The following is a 15,648-nucleotide window of genomic DNA, read 5'->3' on the forward strand; positions in this document are numbered from 1 at the left end:
TACGGTGCTGGGCATGACCGAGTTCCACGAGCAGGACCTCAGCGGAGCGCACTTCCAGCGCACGAAGCTCCGGGACGCGACGTTCCGGCACGTGGACTTCAGCGGCGCCGACGTGCGCGGCGCCCTCTTCCACGGCACGAAGATGCGCGGCGTCGAACTGGTCGACGTGGAGATCAGCGGAGAGCTGCGCAACCTGGTGATCAACGGAGTCGACGTCGCGCCGCTCATCGACGCGGAGCTGAACCGCCGCATGCCCGAGCGCGCGAAGATGAATCCCAAGAGCGCCAACGACTTCCGCGAAGCGTGGCCGGTACTGGAAGAGCTGTGGGCTGGCACGGTGGAGCGCGCGCGGCGGCTGCCGGAGGCGGAGCTGCACCGCGGCGTCGACGGCGAGTGGTCCTTCATCCAGACGTTGCGGCACCTCAACTTCGCCAGCGCCGCGTGGGTGGGGCGGATGGTGCTGGGCACCGCGTCGCCGTGGCACCCGCTGGACCTGCCGTGGGACGAGGCGCCCGGCTGGGACGGCATCCCCTGGGACCGCGAGGCCCGCCCCTCGCTGGAGGAGGTCCTCGCGGTCCGCCGCGAACGCCGGGCGATGGTGCGCTCGGTGATCGAGTCGCTGACCGACGAGCAACTGGACTCCCAGGTGACGCGCACCGAACCGGGCTGGCCCCAGGCCGAGGACTTCTCGTTCCGGACGTGCCTGTGGATCGTGGTGAACGAGGAGTGGGAGCACCGGCTCCACGCCGAGCGCGACCTGCCTACGCCAAGCGAGCCGTGACGGGCAGCTCCTTGATTCCGTGCACGAAGCTGGAGCGCAGCCTGCGGACCGGTCCGGCCGGGTGGAAGCTCCGCACGCGGCGCAGCAGCTCGGCCAGGACCGCCTTCGCCTCGCCCCGGGCCAGGTGCGCGCCGAGGCAGAAGTGCGGTCCCATGCCGAAGGACAGGTGCCGCTGCTCGCCCCGCGTGATGTCGAAGGCGTCGCCGTTCTCCACCACCTCCTCGTCGCGGTTGGCTGATGCGTACATCAGCGCGACGCGCTCGCCCTCGCGCAGCGGGATTCCGCGCAGCTCGGTATCCCGCACGACGGTGCGCGCCATGTAGTTCACCGGCGAAGCCCAGCGGAGGATCTCCTCGACCGCGCCGTCGAGCAGGCTCGGGTCAGCGCGCAGCGCCTGCCACTGCTCGGGGTGTTCCATCAGCGCGATCAGCCCGTGCGACAACGTGTTCCGCGTGGTCTCGTTGCCCGCGACCATGAGCAACAACGCGAAACCGGCGATCTCGTCATCGGTCAGCTCCTGCTGCGCCAGCGTCGACAGGATGTCCTCGCGCGGGTCGGCGCGGCGCACCGCCACCAGCTCCAGGATGTACTGGCGGAAGCGCACGACGATCTCGGCCAGCTCCGAGGGCGGCCGGGCGTAATCCGGGTCCTCCGCGCCCATCAGCACGTTGCTCCAGTGGTAGAACAGCGCGCGGTCGGCCTCGGGAACGCCGAGCAGCTTGCAGATCGCCAGCAGCGGCAGCTCGGCGGAGACCTCCGCGACGAAGTCGAAGGTGCCCAGCCGCAGCGCGCGCTCGACGATGCTCTCCGCGAGCGCGCGGTGGTCCTGCTCGAAGCGCCGGACGATGCGCGGGGTGAAGCCCTTGCCGACGAGCGTGCGCAGCCGGCGGTGCTCCGGGTCGTCGAGGTTGATGAAGTTGCCGACGTCGAGCTTCTTCGCCTCGGCCGTGCGCCGGGCGCGCAGCGAGATCCCCTGGGCGGAGGAGAAGAGCTCGGGCCGCGTGCTGATCGCGCGGACGTCCTCGGCCCTGGTGATCACCCAGGCGGAGTCGAGCAGGTGCGGGTCGGGGATGTCCTGGCGGTGCACGGGCGCGGTGCGCCGCAGGTGGGCGAGCTGGTCGTGGGGCACACCGTCGGCGTACACGTGGCAGCTCAGCACGTCGATGTCAGCTGTTCGCATGGCCTCGAATCCCGTTGGTGTGCAGGTGTTTCGATGCTAGGCGGCTTCTAGGATCAACGCGTGGAACCTTTGGTGCCCGCCTATGGAGCCGGAACGCTCGCCGACCTCACGCCGTCGCTGCTGGCCGCGCTCGGCGTTCCCGGCGCGGTCGACGTGCTCGGCTTCGCCCCGACGCCCAAGGTGTGCCTGCTGCTGGTCGACGGCCTCGGCTGGCAGTTGCTCGCCGACCACGCCGCCGACGCGCCGTTCCTCTCGTCTTTCACCACGAGCCGTCCGATCACCTGCGGTTTTCCCGCCACCACCGCGACCAGCCTCGCCTCGCTCGGCACCGGGACGCCCGCGGGCGAGCACGGCTTCGTCGGCTTCTCCTTCGCCGCCGGGGACGAGCTGCTGGACGCGCTGCGGTGGCACCGCCACGGGGTCGCCGAGCACGTGGACCTGCGCTCGACCCTCATCCCCGAAGAGATCCAGCCTCACCCGACCGTGTGGCAGCGCGCGGAGGCCGCTGGCGTGGCGGTGCGGCTGGTCGCTCCTCAGGTCCAGCAGCGCAGCGGCCTCACCCGGGCCGTCCTGCGCGGCGGTGGGTTCCTCGGCACGTTCGCGCTCGGCGACCTGGTCAGCCGGGCGATCGGCGCGATGCGCGAGCCCGGGCGGGTGTTCTGCTACGCCTACCACGCTGACCTCGACGCGATCGGCCACCGCTACGGCCCCGGAAGCGCGCCGTGGCGACGGCAGCTCCGCTTCGTCGACCTGCTCGCCGCCTCGCTCGCCGAGGACATGCCCGCCGACAGCACGCTGGTGATCACCGCCGACCACGGCATGGTGGCGGTCGGCGACGCGGACAAGGTCGACTTCGACGCCGACGACCGGCTCAGCGAGGACGTGCGGCTGCTCGGTGGCGAAGCGCGCGTCCGCCACGTCTACACCCACTCCGGAGCCACCGACGACGTGCTCGCGCGCTGGAGGGCGGTGCTCGGCGACCGCGCGTGGATCAGCACCCGGGACGAGGCGATCAGCAACGGCTGGTTCGGCCCGCACGTCGGTGACCGCGTGCGCGAGCGCGTCGGCGATCTCGTCGTGGCCGCGAAGGACTCCCTCGTCGTGGTCAGCTCCCGTCGAGAACCGCGCGTCAGTGATTTCTTCGGCCAGCACGGCTCGCTCACCGCCGAAGAACAACTGGTGCCTCTGCTCGTCAAGGGCTGCGTTACCGTGTGAGGCACCCATCCACGCATGATCTGTGCTGCACAACGCCAGGAGACCTGACCCCCGATGCTGGACCGAGCTGTCATCGACGCGCTGTTCCCCGCAGACCTCCCCGAGCCCCAGCACTGGGAACAGCAGTACCCGGCTCGCGAGCTGCCCGAGGGGGCCCTGGTCACCCGGTTCGGCCCGTCGCCGACCGGTTTCGTGCACATCGGCGGGGTCTACGTCGCCACCATCGACCAGGACATCGCGCGCCGCTCGGGTGGCCGCTACCTGGTCCGCATCGAGGACACCGACCAGTCCCGCGAGGTCGAGGGCGCGCTGGAGCAGTTCCGCCGCGCCTTCGCCTACTTCGACCTGGTGGCCGACGAGGACGTCGACCTCGGCGGCGACTACGCCCCGTACGCGCAGTCGCAGCGCGAGCGCGTCTACCTCACCTACGCGCGCGAGCTGCTCCGCGAAGGCCGCGCCTACCTGGACTTCGCCACCAAGGACGAGCTGGCCGACATCACCAAGCGGCAGAACGCGCAGAAGGTCGCGCCCGGCTACTACGGCCGCTGGTCGCTGTGGCGCAACGCCACCGCCGAGCAGGTCCAGGCCAAGCTCGACGCCGGTGAGCCCTACGTCGTGCGCTTCCGCGCGCCGGAGGACGCCGGGCACCGGGCCCGCTTCACCGACGCGATCCGCGGTGACATCGAGGCCGAGGCCAACCGCAACGACGTCGTCGTGCTGAAGAGCTCCGCGCAGTCCCCGCGCCTGCCCACCTACCACTTCGCGCACGCCGTCGACGACCACCTGATGCGCGTCAACCTGGTCATCCGCGGCGATGAGTGGATCTCGTCGGTGCCGTTGCACCAGCAGCTGTTCGCGGCGCTCGGCTTCGAGCCGATCACCTACGCGCACATCGCGCCGCTGATGAAGCAGGAGGGCAGCAGCAAGCGCAAGCTGTCCAAGCGCAAGGACCCCGAGGCCGGTGTCGACTTCTACATCGAGGCCGGCTACCCCGCCGCCGCGGTGCTCTACTACCTGCGCGGGCTGGCCAACGGCCGCCTCGCCGAGCTGCCGCTGGAGCAGGCGCTGGCCGAGCCCATCCAGCTCGCCAACTGCGGTGTCGCCGGGCCGCTCGTCGACCTGGTGAAGCTCGACGCGCTCTCCGCCGACCACATCGCGACGCTGTCCGGCCAGGAGATCCTGGACGCCATGCTGGAGTGGTCGGCCACCTTCGACCAGGAGCTGCGCAAGGTCCTGGAGGCCGAGCCCGAGCTGGCGCTGCGCGGCCTGGCGGTGGAGCGCGACGGCGTGGAGAACCCGCGCAAGGACCTCCGCAAGTGGAGCGAGTTCCGCGAGGCCTACGGCTTCTTCTTCCCGCAGCTGCACGAGGCGGTGACCGGCGTCGCCGACGAGCGGATCACCGCGCTGGGCGTGCCCGCCGACGTCGTCAGCGCGCTGGTGCGCGACTTCGTCGAGGGCTACCAGCAGCTGGAGGACGGGCAGGAGTGGTTCGGCCAGATCCGCGACCTGGCCGCCAAGCACGGCTTCGCCCGCAACGCCAAGGAGTACAAGAAGGACCCCGAGTCCTTCCCCGGCTCCATCCGCGAGGCCTCGCAGATCATCCGCATCGCCATCACCGGCTCCACCCGCAGCCCCGACCTGCACGCGATCACCAGGGCCATCGGCCAGGAGGAGACGCTGCGCAGGCTCGCCCCGCTGACCGCGTAGTCGCTCCCGGGGCGGCCGTCCACTGTGGACGGCCGCCTCGTTTTGGCTGGTCTGGGGCGCGCGGGCGTGACATGCTGCGGTCATGCCCGTCGACCCGCACCTCCTCGCGCTGTTCACGATGACCACGTTGGTCGCCATGCTCACGCCAGGCCCCGACATGCTGTTCGTGCTGGGCTGCGGCATCAAGGGCGGCCCCCGCGCCGGACTGTTCGCCACCGCCGGAGTCGCGGTCAGCGAGATCGTGCACGTCGCGCTCGCCGCCGCCGGCCTCGCCGCGCTGTTCGAGGCGGCACCCACCGCCTTCACCGTCGTCCGCGTCGTCGGCGCCGCGTACCTGATCTACCTCGGCGTGCAGATGATCCGCCACCGCGGCGAGCAGACACCCGACGTCGAGGCCTCCGGCGGCGGGATGACCGCGCGCAAGGCGTTCCTCAACGGCCTGTTCACCAATCTGATCAACCCGAAGATGGTCACCTTCACCATCGCGTTCCTGCCCCAGTTCGTCAGCCCCGAGCTCGGCCAGGTGTGGTTGCAGTTCGCGATCCTGGGCGCCGTGCTCGTCGTGCTGGAGTTCATCGTCGACGGCACCGTCGGCGTGCTCGCCGGGCGCATCGGCGGGTGGCTGCGGCGCCGTCGCTCCGCCAAGCGCCGCATCGACGTCGCCACCGGCGGCATCTTCATCGGCCTCGGCGTCCGCCTGGCAGTCGACTAGTCGACCACGAGCCCTCACACGACCCGAAGGCCGTGTGAGGGCTGGTCACGACGACCGGGCGATCAGCACGGCCTGACGTAGTAGGCACCGTAAGTCCACGGCTGCAAACCGATCGGCGTGACCCCCGGGGGAAGGCACTCTTCATCGTCGCCGAAGACCTTCTCGATGTGGACGAGGACGTTCGACGGGCCGCAGTGGTTGTAGTAAGCGTTGTTGTTGATGACGAAGTAACCGCACGGGTGCCCCGCCATCGCGCTCTCGGCGGCGTTCGCGGTACCAGCCAGTCCGATCGCGGACGCGCACAGCACGAGCGCGGCGGACAACAACCTCATCGACACGATAACCCCCAGCTTTTTCACGTACGAAACCTGCATTTCATCGCGGAAATTAACCACCGCGAAATCCGCGCGCAAAAGCTTCACGCAGCGGTGAAAGTGTCAGGTCAAGGCAACCGGCGCTAGTAGCCGTGCGTTGTCGCGCCTTGTGCCAGAAGGGAGAACGCGGCGCTCGCAGCGGCGGTCGCCTCCGGGTGGACGGACGCCGCGGTGCGGCCCGAGGCGAGCTTGGCCCAGTTTTCGCGGGCCAGGATCTCGCGCGCGATCGCGTACTGCGCGGCGATGAGCCGGGGCAGCAGGTCGCCCGGGGTCGCCCCGCGCAGCGCTTCGGTGAGCGAGGCGATGTCGTCGGCGGTGACCTCGCGGAGCCGCGCGGCGATGCTGGGCGTGTCGAAGACCAGCCGGTGGTAGGCAAGCACATCGGGCGAGTCGCACAGGCCCGTCGTCGGCGCGTGCGAGTCGAGACCGCGCTGGAAGTGCTGGTGCAGCGCGAAAATCGGCGCCTGGTCCGGCGCGCGGTCGCGGACCACGCGGGCAGCCTCGCCGAAGTGGTCGGCGGCGCGGTGCAGGACCAGGTCCTCCTTGGAGTCGAAGTAGCGGAACAGCGTCGGCTTGGAGACCTCGGCGGCGGCCGCCACGTCGGCGACGGACACCTGGTCGAAGCCCCTGGTCAGGAACAGGGTGACGGCCGCGTCGGAGAGCGCCTGGCGCGTGCGTTCCTTCTTCAGGTCCCTCAGCCCGCTCATGGGCTCACCCTACCAGACTGCATTACCCAGTTAAAAACATAACCGAGTTGTGTTTTACTGGTCGGCATGAGCGACGTGATGATCAGTGGAGCCGGGCCGACCGGACTTGTCCTCGCACTCGACCTCGCCCGCAGGGGGATCGCGGTGCGCGTCCTGGAGCGCTCGCCGAGGCCGCAGACCGGCTCGCGCGGCAAGACCCTGCACGCCCGCAGCGTGGAGATCATGGCCGACCTGGGCGTAGGCCCTCGGATCGCGGAGATCGGCACGGCGAGCCAGAAGTACCGGAAGTACTTCAACGGCGAGCACGTGAGCGACAGCGCGCCCTTCGGCGAGAGCACGCTGTTCCTCACCCAGACCGGCGTGGAGGAGGCCCTGCGCGAGCAGCTCGCCACCCACGGGGTGCACGTCGAGTTCGGCGCGGAGCTGACCGGGTTCACCCAGGCGGAGGACCGCGTGGTGGTCGAGCTCGCGGACGGCCGCACGGCCGAGACGGGCTACCTGATCGGCTGCGACGGCGGGCGGAGCACGGTGCGCAGGCTGCTCGGTCTGGCCTTCGTCGGCGAGAGCGCGCAGGAGCAGTCGATGATCTGCGGTGACGTCGAGGTCGACGGGCTCGACCGCGAGTACTGGCACCAGTGGGTCGACGACGAGGGCGCGTTCATGCTCTGTCCGTTCCGAGGCACCTCGGCGTGGCAGGTGCAGACCGCGCCGGAGTTCACCGAGGACGGCAGCATGATCGAGCCTTCGCTGGAGTCCTTCCAGCGGCGCTTCGAACGCCACGCGCGCGTACGAGGGCTGGAGCTGCGCAACGCGACCTGGCTGTCGAGCTGGCGGATCAACGTCCGGATGGTCGAGCAGATGCGCGTGGGGCGGGTGCTGCTGGCGGGCGACTCCGCGCACGTGCACCCGATCGCGGGCGGGCTCGGCATGAACACCGGCATCCAGGACGCGTGGAACCTCGGGTGGAAGCTGGCACTGGTGGCCTCCGGCCGCGCGAACGGGACGTTGCTGGACACCTACCAGGAGGAGCGGCTGCCGATCGCCGCGTGGACGCTGAACCTCTCCACGGAACGGCTCGACGCGGCGATGGCGAAGCTGCACGTTCCGGGCACGGGGCTGGACACCGTGGCGGTCACGGAGGTCAGCGGACTCGGCATCAACTACCGCTGGAGTTCCCTCGCCGGGCAGAGCCTCGGTGTCCTCCAGGCGGGTGACCGCGCGCCGACCGGATCAGCGGCAGGTCCGCTGTTCACCGTGCTCGGATTCGGCGAGTCCGGCCGCGCCGGACAGCGCGAGGTCGCCGACGCGCACCCGGACCTGGTGCGCGCGGGAGCCGGCGCGGAGGGCTTCGGCATCGAGGGCGACGCCGTCGCACTGATCCGGCCCGACCACCACATCGCGGTGATCAGCACCGACGCCGACCCGGTGCTGAAGTACTTGGCGGAGTTGTTCAACTGAGCGCTGACCTGCGCACTTGAAGATCCATTGTCAGACGGCGCCGACCCACCAGGGGTCGGCGCCGTCGTCAAAGGAGCACTCGATGAAACACGCCGCAGGTCTACTCGCGCGGACCGTGTCCGTCCTCGCGCTGGCCCTCGCCATCGCCACCCCGGCAACCGCCGCCGCGCAGTCCCGCCTGGAAGTCCCCGTCACGTGGTCGCAGCAACCGGACGGCACCACCTGCGGACCCACCACGGCGAAGATGCTCCTCGGGCCGCTCGGCGTTTCCATGAGCGTCGAACAGCTCAAGGGCCCGGTGGGCTACTACACGAGCAATCAGACCAACAGGTGGGGCATGCGCAACGGGCTGAACCAGCTCCAGAGCCGCCACACCTACCGGGTGATCGAGGCCGACAAGATGGACCAGGGCGCGGCCAAGGACCACCTGATCCAGGCGGCGCGGGACGACCTGCGTTACGGCGTGCCGATCGCGCTCGCGATCAACGGCAGGATGCCCGGCTACCCGCAGAGCGTCGACCACTGGGTGGCTGTCGCGGGTGTCGACGGGCGCAGCGTGCTCGTCCACGACCCGGTCGCGCAGCGGCCCGGCTGGAAGAACGTTCCGGCGTCGCGCTGGCTCGACGTCAGCCAGATCCCGATCAAGGCAATCGTGATGTGATCGCCTCCACGACCACGTCGGGCTCGGTCACCGGCACGTAGTGGCCGGAGCGCCTGGCAAGGACGTGGCGCCCGCCGGGCGAGGAAGCGGCTCGGCGGGCGTGGGCGGCGATGGCCTCGGCGCGCATGGCCGAGGTCATGCCGCCCCCGCTGAGCGCGCCGGAGATCACGGTCAGCGGGATGCCCTCCGTCGAGGGCGGGTGATTGCGCCACGCGGCCAGCTCGTCGAGGAACGTCCGGGACTGAAGCCGTTGGGTGCGGACGACTCCGGCGTGGAACGCCTCGCGCACCAGGTCCTGGCGCACGTCCTCGGGGATACCGCGCAGCAACGAGCGGTAGGCGAAGCGCAGCAGGCCCAAGCGCGCGAGCACGGCCCCGGTCGCGATCGCCACCCGCTCAGCACGGCGGAAACCACGCCCGAACAGGACGTCAGCCGCCTCATCGGTCGGGTCGACCAGCACGAGCCCGACGATCCGCGAGGGCGACGCGGAGGCGGCGAGGCGGACGATGGGGCTGCCCGCGCTGTGTCCGACCAGCACGAACGGCCCCGGACCGAAGTGGTCGAGCAGCGCGCCGAGGTCAGCGGCCATCCGACTCAGCGTGCGGCCGCGCGGGTCGGGAGCGCTGCGGCCGAGCCCGGAGCGGTCGTAGACGATCGCGCGAGCACGCGAGGCGACGAGCGGCTGAACCCCGGCCCAGGAGGAGCGCGTCGCGGCGGCCCCTGCCTCGAAGACGACGGTCGGCGCAACTCCAACACCAGAGCTGGGGCCGGGCAGCACCATCGCGTGCAGCCGACGACCGTCTGGCAGGGGAACCCACTCCGACGTGCCCTGTGTGTGCGTCATGAGCTGATCCGCCAGTCCGCGCTGTCCAGCTGGTGTCGCCAGAACTCCGCGAACCGACCGCCCTTGGCCAGCAGTTCTTCCACGGAGCCGTCCTCGGCGATCCGCCCGTCTTCGAGGAACACCACGCGGTCGACGTGCCGGACTCCGCCCACGCGATGCGTGACGATCACGCGCGTGCGCGGCACCGAGTCGGCGCTCAACGCCTGCACCACGGCAGTCTCGTTCTCCGTGTCGAGCGCGCTCGTGGCCTCGTCGACCAGCAGCACGGGCGCGGGCTTGAGCAGCGCGCGGGCGATGGACACGCGTTGGCGCTCACCGCCGGAAAGGGCGCCACCGGCCTCGCCGACGCGGGTGTTCTCGCCGTTCGGCAGCCGTTGGACCAGCTCGTCCACCCGCGCCAGCCGGAGCACTTCGGCGAACCGTTCAGCATCCGGATTCGCTTGTCCGGCAAGGATGTTGTCCCGCACGCTGCCCTCGAACAGGTAGGGCTGCTGGAAGACCACGCTGACCAGGTCGCGTCGCGCGTCAGCGGTCAGCTCAGCCAGGTCAGTGCCATCGACGAGCACGCGGCCGCTGGTGGGGCGGTGGAGCCCGGCCAGCAGCGCGAGCACCGTGCTCTTGCCCGAGCCGGACGGCCCGACGATCGCGGTCGTGGTGCCCGGCTCCAACGTCAGGTCGAAGCCCGACAGCACGTCCTCCGTCGTGTACCGGTGAACCACGTTCTCCAGCGTGATGCGCGGAGCGGACTGTCCACTGTGGACCGATGATGCGGCGGAGTCGGTCGGCGCGGTCAGCACGGCGCGAATCCTGGTGAGCGCGGTGGTCACGGCTTCAAGCCCCGGCGACAGGTCCGCGAGCGCGCTGAACGGCTCCAAGTACCGCGCGATGACCACGATGAGCGCGACCGCCTCGGGTGGGCTCAGCGATCCGCCCACGGCGAGCGCGATCACGGTGCCCGCGAACACGATCAGCGCGAGCTGCGTGGCCAGGCTGAACAACAGCTGACCCGGAATCTGCATGCGCAGCAACCGAATCGTCGCGCCGTGCTGGGCGTCGAGCGCCGCGCCCGCGTGGCTGCGCTCAGGCTCGACACGGCGTGCCGCCCGCAGAGCTTGCTGCGTGCGCGCGAACTCCACGATGCGCTCCGTCAGAGCGCTGTTCGCCTCCGAAGCCGTCCGATCAGCGCTTCGCGCGAGACGACCGGACGCCCACAAAGCCCCCAGCAGCACCGGAACTCCGGCGAGCGCGGCAACGCCCAGCGGCCACGCGATCAGCATCAGCGCCAAAGCGATCGCGATCGGCAGCAGCACGGCTCCGGCCAGCGGCGTGAGCAGATACACGATCAGACCAACAAGATCCGGCCCTGTCGCGGCGATCGCCTGCCGCGCGGTCGGCGTCGTCGAACTGTCCAACCAGGACAGTCGAACCTGCGTGAGCCGGTCCGCGACATCGTGCTGAGCGTTGTCCAGCAACGCGAAACCGATGTCGAAGCCCATCCGAGCCACGACCGCGTCCACTCCCCAACCGGCGACCGTCGCGGCTGCAAGCACGCCGAGCCACGGCACCGCTTCGGTCGGCGAAGGCCCGAACAGCGCCGCGACGAGCGGGACGAGCACGACGACGCCCGCCGCGCGGAGCAGCACCGACACGACCGTGAGTGTGCCGTGGCGCCACAAACGCGCGCGCTGAGCGGGGATCAGCCGCAGCAGGGTGCGGATCACCGGACCTCCTCGTTGACTTTCCCCGCGCGCCACAGGCTGCTGTACCGGCCGTCGGCCGCAAGCAGTTCCTCATGGGTGCCGGTCTCGGCAATGCGGCCGTGGTCGAGCACGACGATTCGGTCCGCGTCGGTGATCGTGTGCAGCCGGTGGGCGATGACGAGAACCGTTCGCCCTGCGGTGAGCCGGTTCAGGGCCTGCTGCACCAGGTACTCGGACTCCGGATCAGCGAACGCCGTCGCTTCGTCGAGCACCAGCACCTGCGCATCGGCGAGCAGGGCCCGGGCGATCGTGAGCCGTTGCCGTTCTCCGCCCGAGAGTTGCACCCCTGGGCCGAGAACCGTGTCATATCCTTGCGGCAGGCGGGAAATCCGATCGTGGATCTGTGCGTCACGAGCCGCCGCGTGCACCTGCTCGTCCGTCGCGTCGGGCACCGCGAGCGCGATGTTGTCACGAACCGTCCCGTGCACGAGCTGGGTCTCCTGCAACACGAAGCCGACGCGGCTGTACAGCTCGTCGGCGGTGAGCGACCGGATGTCCCTGCCGCCGATCCGGATGCTGCCGAAACCCACGTCGTGGAAGCGCGCCACGAGCGCCGCCAGGGTCGACTTGCCAGACCCTGACGGCCCGACGAGCGCGGTCACTGTCCCCGGCCGCAGCGCCAGAGAAACCTCATCGAGCACTGGAATGCCTGGGCGGTAAGCGAAAGACACGCGGTCCAGCTCCACCGTCCCCGGCTCCCCCGTGCCACCGTCCTCGCGTGTCGTCAACTCCTCCGAATCCAGGGCGACCTGAATGCGCCGCGCGGCGAGCACACCCTGCCGCAACCCCGCCAGCCCGTAGCCGACGCCGAGCAGGCGCGCGCCAAACGTGGTGCCCAGCAACAGGAACGGCAGCAGCACTCCGGGATCGGTACCGCCGAGCACGAGCAGCGTGCCGAGCCCGGTGATCAGCAGCAGGAACGTCGCGGGCCTGGTCGCGAAGTCCAGCAACGTCTTCTTGCCGGTGAACGGCCGCTGCCAGTCGCCGAGGAACGCGACGTACTCGTCCAGCCGACGCCGGAAGCTCGACGCCGCCGCGCCGCCGAACACGCGGATCACCGGCTGGCCTTCGAGGTAGGCGCCCGCCTCCCCCGCCATGCGGTCGGCCCACTGCTGCGCCTGCTTGGTCTTCTGGCCGGACTGCACGAGCATGATCGCCATTGTCACGACGTAGACCAGGATCGGTGCCAGCAACGCCAGCGCGAGCCGCCAGTCCACCACGAACAGGTAGCCGAGCACCGCGAACGGCGCCACGATCGCGGCCACGGCGTCCGGTACCGCGTGTGTGACCAGGTAGTGCAACGACAACGTGTCGCCCTGCACCAGATTGGTGATCGCGCCCGAGCCGCGCTCGGTGAACCAGCCCAGCGGCAGCCTCGCCAGCTTGCCCAGCAACCGCTGTCGAACCCCTCGCGCGAACTTGGCGTCCACCGCGTGCAACCACAGCGACAGCGCCGACTCCAGCACCGTGCCCGCGCCGAGCACCACCAGCGCGGCGATCCCGACGCCCCACAGGCTCGACGCCTCCGCGCCCGCGAGCACCAAGCGCGCCAGCTCCGCCAGCAACACGAACGGCGCCAACCGCACGAGCGTGACGACGGCCTGGAGGACTCCGGCAGCGATCAGCTTGCGGCGCAACGGAGCCAGCAGCCGACCCGATGCCTGCGCCCGCCATTCCCCTCTGACGTCGGGAGCAGGCATCGGGTCTTCGTCCACTTCGGACTTGACCGAACGGAACGAGCCCATCGCTTTGCCGTAGTACCAGTAGGCGCGGCCGTAGACCTCGGACTTCGGGAAGCCGAAGGAGTCCTTGAGCCGGGCGCGCAGGTGTTTGAACGAGCCCGCTTCGGTCGCGAGCCACGCGCTCCAGTTCGACCAGTCCCTGGCCTCGATCGCCGCCGCCAGACTGCCCGCGTCCTTGCGCGGCACCCAACGCAGCCGAAGCCGGGGGTGGTCGCGCAGCGGGATCTGCCGGTCCTCGGCACCGTGTTCTTCGAGGTAGAGCTCGATCGGCAGGTCGTCCGGGACGGTCTCCAGGATACCGTTGATGGCTGGGATCGCCGCCGAATCGCCGACGAGCAGATAGCCCGCCGGGCGCTCCTCCGGGACCTCGAACACCGTGGAGCCCAACGACATCACCGGCACTGTCATGCCCGGTCGCGCGGTTCGTGCCCACCGCGACGCGGGCCCTGCCGGGTCGTGCAGCACCACGTCGATCGCGAACGTCCCGGCTGCCGGGTCAGCCTCCGCGAGCGTGTAGCCGCGCTGGTGCTCCGCCTCTCCGCCGTCCGGGTCGGGGAACCAGAAGCGCAGCCACGCGGTCGGCCCGGCGGTGACGTCCTCGAACACCGTGGGAGCGGAGAACGTGATGCGCAAGAAGTGCGGCGCGAGCAGCTGGGTGCCGAGGACGGTCGCTTCGTGATCGCGCGCGCCGAACCCGCGCATCATCGCGCCTTGTAAGCCCCGCGCCATCAGACACCCGCCCCGGCCGCCGCCAGCTCCGCGATCATCTCCGTGACCGGGCGCCCGGGTGGGCACACCTCGACCAAGCCCTTGATCGAGGCCGTCAGCAGCAACCGCACGTACTCCGGGCGCTCGATCTGCGGCAACGTCGACGGCGCGCTGCCGAGGCGGTCGTCGTTGGCGAGCCTGTCCACCACCGCTTCCCGCTCACGGGCCAGGCCGCCCGCGTCCGCGACCTCGGCCGCCGCGCTGTTCTCCTCCGAAGCGGTCATCGCGATCGTCAACGAGGCGACCGAACTGCTCAGCGCGATCGCCGCGTCCGGCGCGTAACCCCGCCGCCCCAACGCTTCCACCTCGACCGCGAGCAGCCGCTGGCCGCTCTCCCCGCGCGGGAACAGCAGCTGCAGGTAGCCCACCAGCCCGGGGTGCCGCAGCGCGAACGACCGCATCTGCATCGCGAAGGACAGCAGGTGCCTGGGCGCGTCGTGCTCCGGGTCGTCGTGCAACCGCAGCTCGGCCAGGATGCTCTCGCCGATCAGCCGCTCCAGCCCCCAGCGCCCCTCCACGTGCCGGTACAGCGCCGTCGAGCTGACCCCGAGCCCGCTCGCGACCGCCTTGACGCTGAGCTGGCGCATGCCCAGCTCGCGCCCCACCCGCACGATGTCCTCGACCGCGATCTTCGCCGGACGACCACCGACCGCACGCGTCACCCCAGCCCTCCTCACCCAGTAAGTTACCGGGTGAAACTAAGGCTGACCTAACCGCCGAGTCAAGCCCGTGGCCGTCCGTCGAGGATCAGCAGTGGCCGGCCGGGTAGGCGGTGATGATGTCGTTGTTCTTGGTGTCGCTGGTGACCACGCGGACGACCTTGCGGCCGACCTCCTTCTTGGTCTGCAGGTTGACCAGGATGATGTTGCGCGAGCGGCACGTCTTGCCACCGGACACGGAGGTGTTGCGCTCCGGCGTCTGCATCGTGTGGTAGATCGCCAGGTGCGCGATGTCGCGCCAGTTCTGGGCGGTGCCGAAGGCCATCACCTCGAAGTCCTTGAGGTGGCGCTTGAGGATGTGCCGGTAGCCCCACGTCTCGGTGCCGCATCGCAACGCGGCACCGCCCGGGTACAGGTGGGCGATCTTGCCCGCGGCGTCGCCGATGCCGCACGGGGCCCACGGCGGCGGCTGGGCGGGAGCCTGGCCGGGGGCGGCCACCCAGGCCGTGGTCGGGGCGGCTTGCGCCGGAGCGGCCACCGAGACGAACGCCGCGCAGGCGGCGAGCGCGATGGTGACGAGGGAGCGCGCTGCGCTCATGGTGATTCCTCACTTCACTGGACCAACTGGAGCAGTTCGACGAAAGCACCGGCGTGACGCCGGGTGCAACGCGGCACAGTTCGACTCCTTTGTCACTGTCGGATCTCTGTGCCCGCGCACGGCGGTACAGTGACCGCGTGGGACGGGTTTCGGTCGCGATGCGGGTCCAGCTGCTGCTGGCCCTCTTCCTTCCTGCCCTCTTCGTGCTCCTGCCCGCGGCGGCCGGAAACGGCTCACTGGGCCTGGCCACCGCGCTGACAGCGGGTATCGCGGCCGCCTTCGCCGTCGCGATCGTGGTGTGCGGGCGCCTGGAAACGGCCGTCCCGATGCGTGTGCGCGCGATCAGCCTGCGCGAACGCGCCCGCCTCGCCGACTTCGTCCGGCTGCGCGACCCCGACGCTCCGGGCCGCCCCAAGCCACGAGCTCCGTCGTTCGGGACCACGACCGCCTGAGACACACCCGGCGGTCGCCTCGGTCTGCCC

General features: G+C 70.4%; 15 protein-coding genes. 7 read left to right on the plus strand and 8 right to left on the minus strand.

All coding sequences use genetic code 11. From position 1 onward, the window contains the following. The first annotated feature begins 13 nt into the window (after window positions 1-13). Window positions 14-781, plus strand: a complete 768-nt coding sequence (locus CCN37_RS13025; RefSeq protein ID WP_086821013.1) for a DinB family protein — start codon at window positions 14-16, stop codon at window positions 779-781. Here CCN37_RS13025 and CCN37_RS13030 read toward each other — a convergent pair. After that, complete coding sequence (locus CCN37_RS13030; RefSeq protein ID WP_086821014.1) at window positions 762-1,961, minus strand: cytochrome P450; 1,200 nt, start codon at window positions 1,959-1,961, stop codon at window positions 762-764. The two genes, CCN37_RS13025 and CCN37_RS13030, sit on opposite strands and share 20 nt — an antisense overlap. 60 nt (window positions 1,962-2,021) lie before the next feature. On the opposite strand from CCN37_RS13030, the gene CCN37_RS13035 reads away from it, so the two are divergent. From CCN37_RS13035 to CCN37_RS13045, 3 genes are all read left to right on the plus strand, one after another. After that, entirely contained in the window at window positions 2,022-3,176 is a 1,155-nt protein-coding gene (locus CCN37_RS13035; protein ID WP_086821015.1) for an alkaline phosphatase family protein, read from the plus strand. Between the two features lie 54 nt (window positions 3,177-3,230). Next, a complete protein-coding gene (locus tag CCN37_RS13040) occupies window positions 3,231-4,883 on the plus strand; it encodes a glutamate--tRNA ligase (protein ID WP_086821016.1) in 1,653 nt (550 codons plus the stop codon). A gap of 82 nt (window positions 4,884-4,965) precedes the next feature. Next, the gene (locus CCN37_RS13045; RefSeq protein WP_086821017.1) at window positions 4,966-5,595 is read left to right on the plus strand and encodes a LysE family translocator; all 630 of its coding nucleotides are present in this window, start codon (window positions 4,966-4,968) and stop codon (window positions 5,593-5,595) included. 62 nt (window positions 5,596-5,657) lie between these two features. On the opposite strand, the gene CCN37_RS13050 is transcribed toward CCN37_RS13045, so the two are convergent. Next, the gene (locus CCN37_RS13050) at window positions 5,658-6,017 is read right to left on the minus strand and encodes a DUF6355 family natural product biosynthesis protein (protein WP_143261587.1); all 360 of its coding nucleotides are present in this window, start codon (window positions 6,015-6,017) and stop codon (window positions 5,658-5,660) included. Between the two features lie 35 nt (window positions 6,018-6,052). Beyond that, window positions 6,053-6,676 (minus strand): TetR/AcrR family transcriptional regulator, encoded by a 624-nt coding sequence (locus tag CCN37_RS13055; protein WP_086821019.1) that lies wholly within the window; start codon window positions 6,674-6,676, stop codon window positions 6,053-6,055. 66 nt (window positions 6,677-6,742) lie between these two features. On the opposite strand from CCN37_RS13055, the gene CCN37_RS13060 reads away from it, so the two are divergent. Beyond that, window positions 6,743-8,134 carry an FAD-dependent monooxygenase gene (locus CCN37_RS13060; RefSeq protein WP_086821020.1) on the plus strand — a complete coding sequence of 464 codons (1,392 nt, stop codon included), beginning with the start codon at window positions 6,743-6,745 and terminating at the stop codon, window positions 8,132-8,134. A gap of 82 nt (window positions 8,135-8,216) precedes the next feature. After that, a complete protein-coding gene (locus CCN37_RS13065) occupies window positions 8,217-8,795 on the plus strand; it encodes a C39 family peptidase (protein ID WP_086821021.1) in 579 nt (192 codons plus the stop codon). Here the strand turns inward: CCN37_RS13065 and CCN37_RS13070 are convergent. The 5 genes from CCN37_RS13070 to CCN37_RS13090 form a co-directional block, all read right to left on the minus strand. After that, window positions 8,776-9,639: an alpha/beta fold hydrolase gene (locus CCN37_RS13070; RefSeq protein ID WP_086821022.1), complete on the minus strand. Its 864-nt coding sequence runs from the start codon at window positions 9,637-9,639 to the stop codon at window positions 8,776-8,778. The genes CCN37_RS13065 and CCN37_RS13070 overlap by 20 nt on opposite strands. Beyond that, complete coding sequence (locus CCN37_RS13075) at window positions 9,636-11,360, minus strand: ABC transporter ATP-binding protein (RefSeq protein WP_086821023.1); 1,725 nt, start codon at window positions 11,358-11,360, stop codon at window positions 9,636-9,638. Before CCN37_RS13075 ends, CCN37_RS13070 begins: the two co-directional genes overlap by 4 nt. After that, the gene (locus CCN37_RS13080; protein WP_086821024.1) at window positions 11,357-13,870 is read right to left on the minus strand and encodes an ABC transporter ATP-binding protein/permease; all 2,514 of its coding nucleotides are present in this window, start codon (window positions 13,868-13,870) and stop codon (window positions 11,357-11,359) included. The genes CCN37_RS13075 and CCN37_RS13080 overlap by 4 nt, the downstream gene beginning before the upstream one ends. Next, entirely contained in the window at window positions 13,870-14,571 is a 702-nt protein-coding gene (locus CCN37_RS13085; protein WP_086821025.1) for a TetR family transcriptional regulator, read from the minus strand. The genes CCN37_RS13080 and CCN37_RS13085 overlap by 1 nt, the downstream gene beginning before the upstream one ends. Window positions 14,572-14,656: 85 nt before the next feature. Continuing rightward, window positions 14,657-15,166 carry a hypothetical protein gene (locus CCN37_RS13090; protein ID WP_086821026.1) on the minus strand — a complete coding sequence of 170 codons (510 nt, stop codon included), beginning with the start codon at window positions 15,164-15,166 and terminating at the stop codon, window positions 14,657-14,659. Between the two features lie 137 nt (window positions 15,167-15,303). Between CCN37_RS13090 and CCN37_RS13095 the strand changes: the two genes are divergently transcribed. Continuing rightward, window positions 15,304-15,618: a DUF6412 domain-containing protein gene (locus CCN37_RS13095; protein ID WP_246843002.1), complete on the plus strand. Its 315-nt coding sequence runs from the start codon at window positions 15,304-15,306 to the stop codon at window positions 15,616-15,618. The last annotated feature ends 30 nt before the right edge of the window (window positions 15,619-15,648 follow it).

It is taken from the genome of Allokutzneria sp. NRRL B-24872 (genome assembly GCF_002155965.1).
Classification (GTDB): domain Bacteria; phylum Actinomycetota; class Actinomycetes; order Mycobacteriales; family Pseudonocardiaceae; genus Allokutzneria.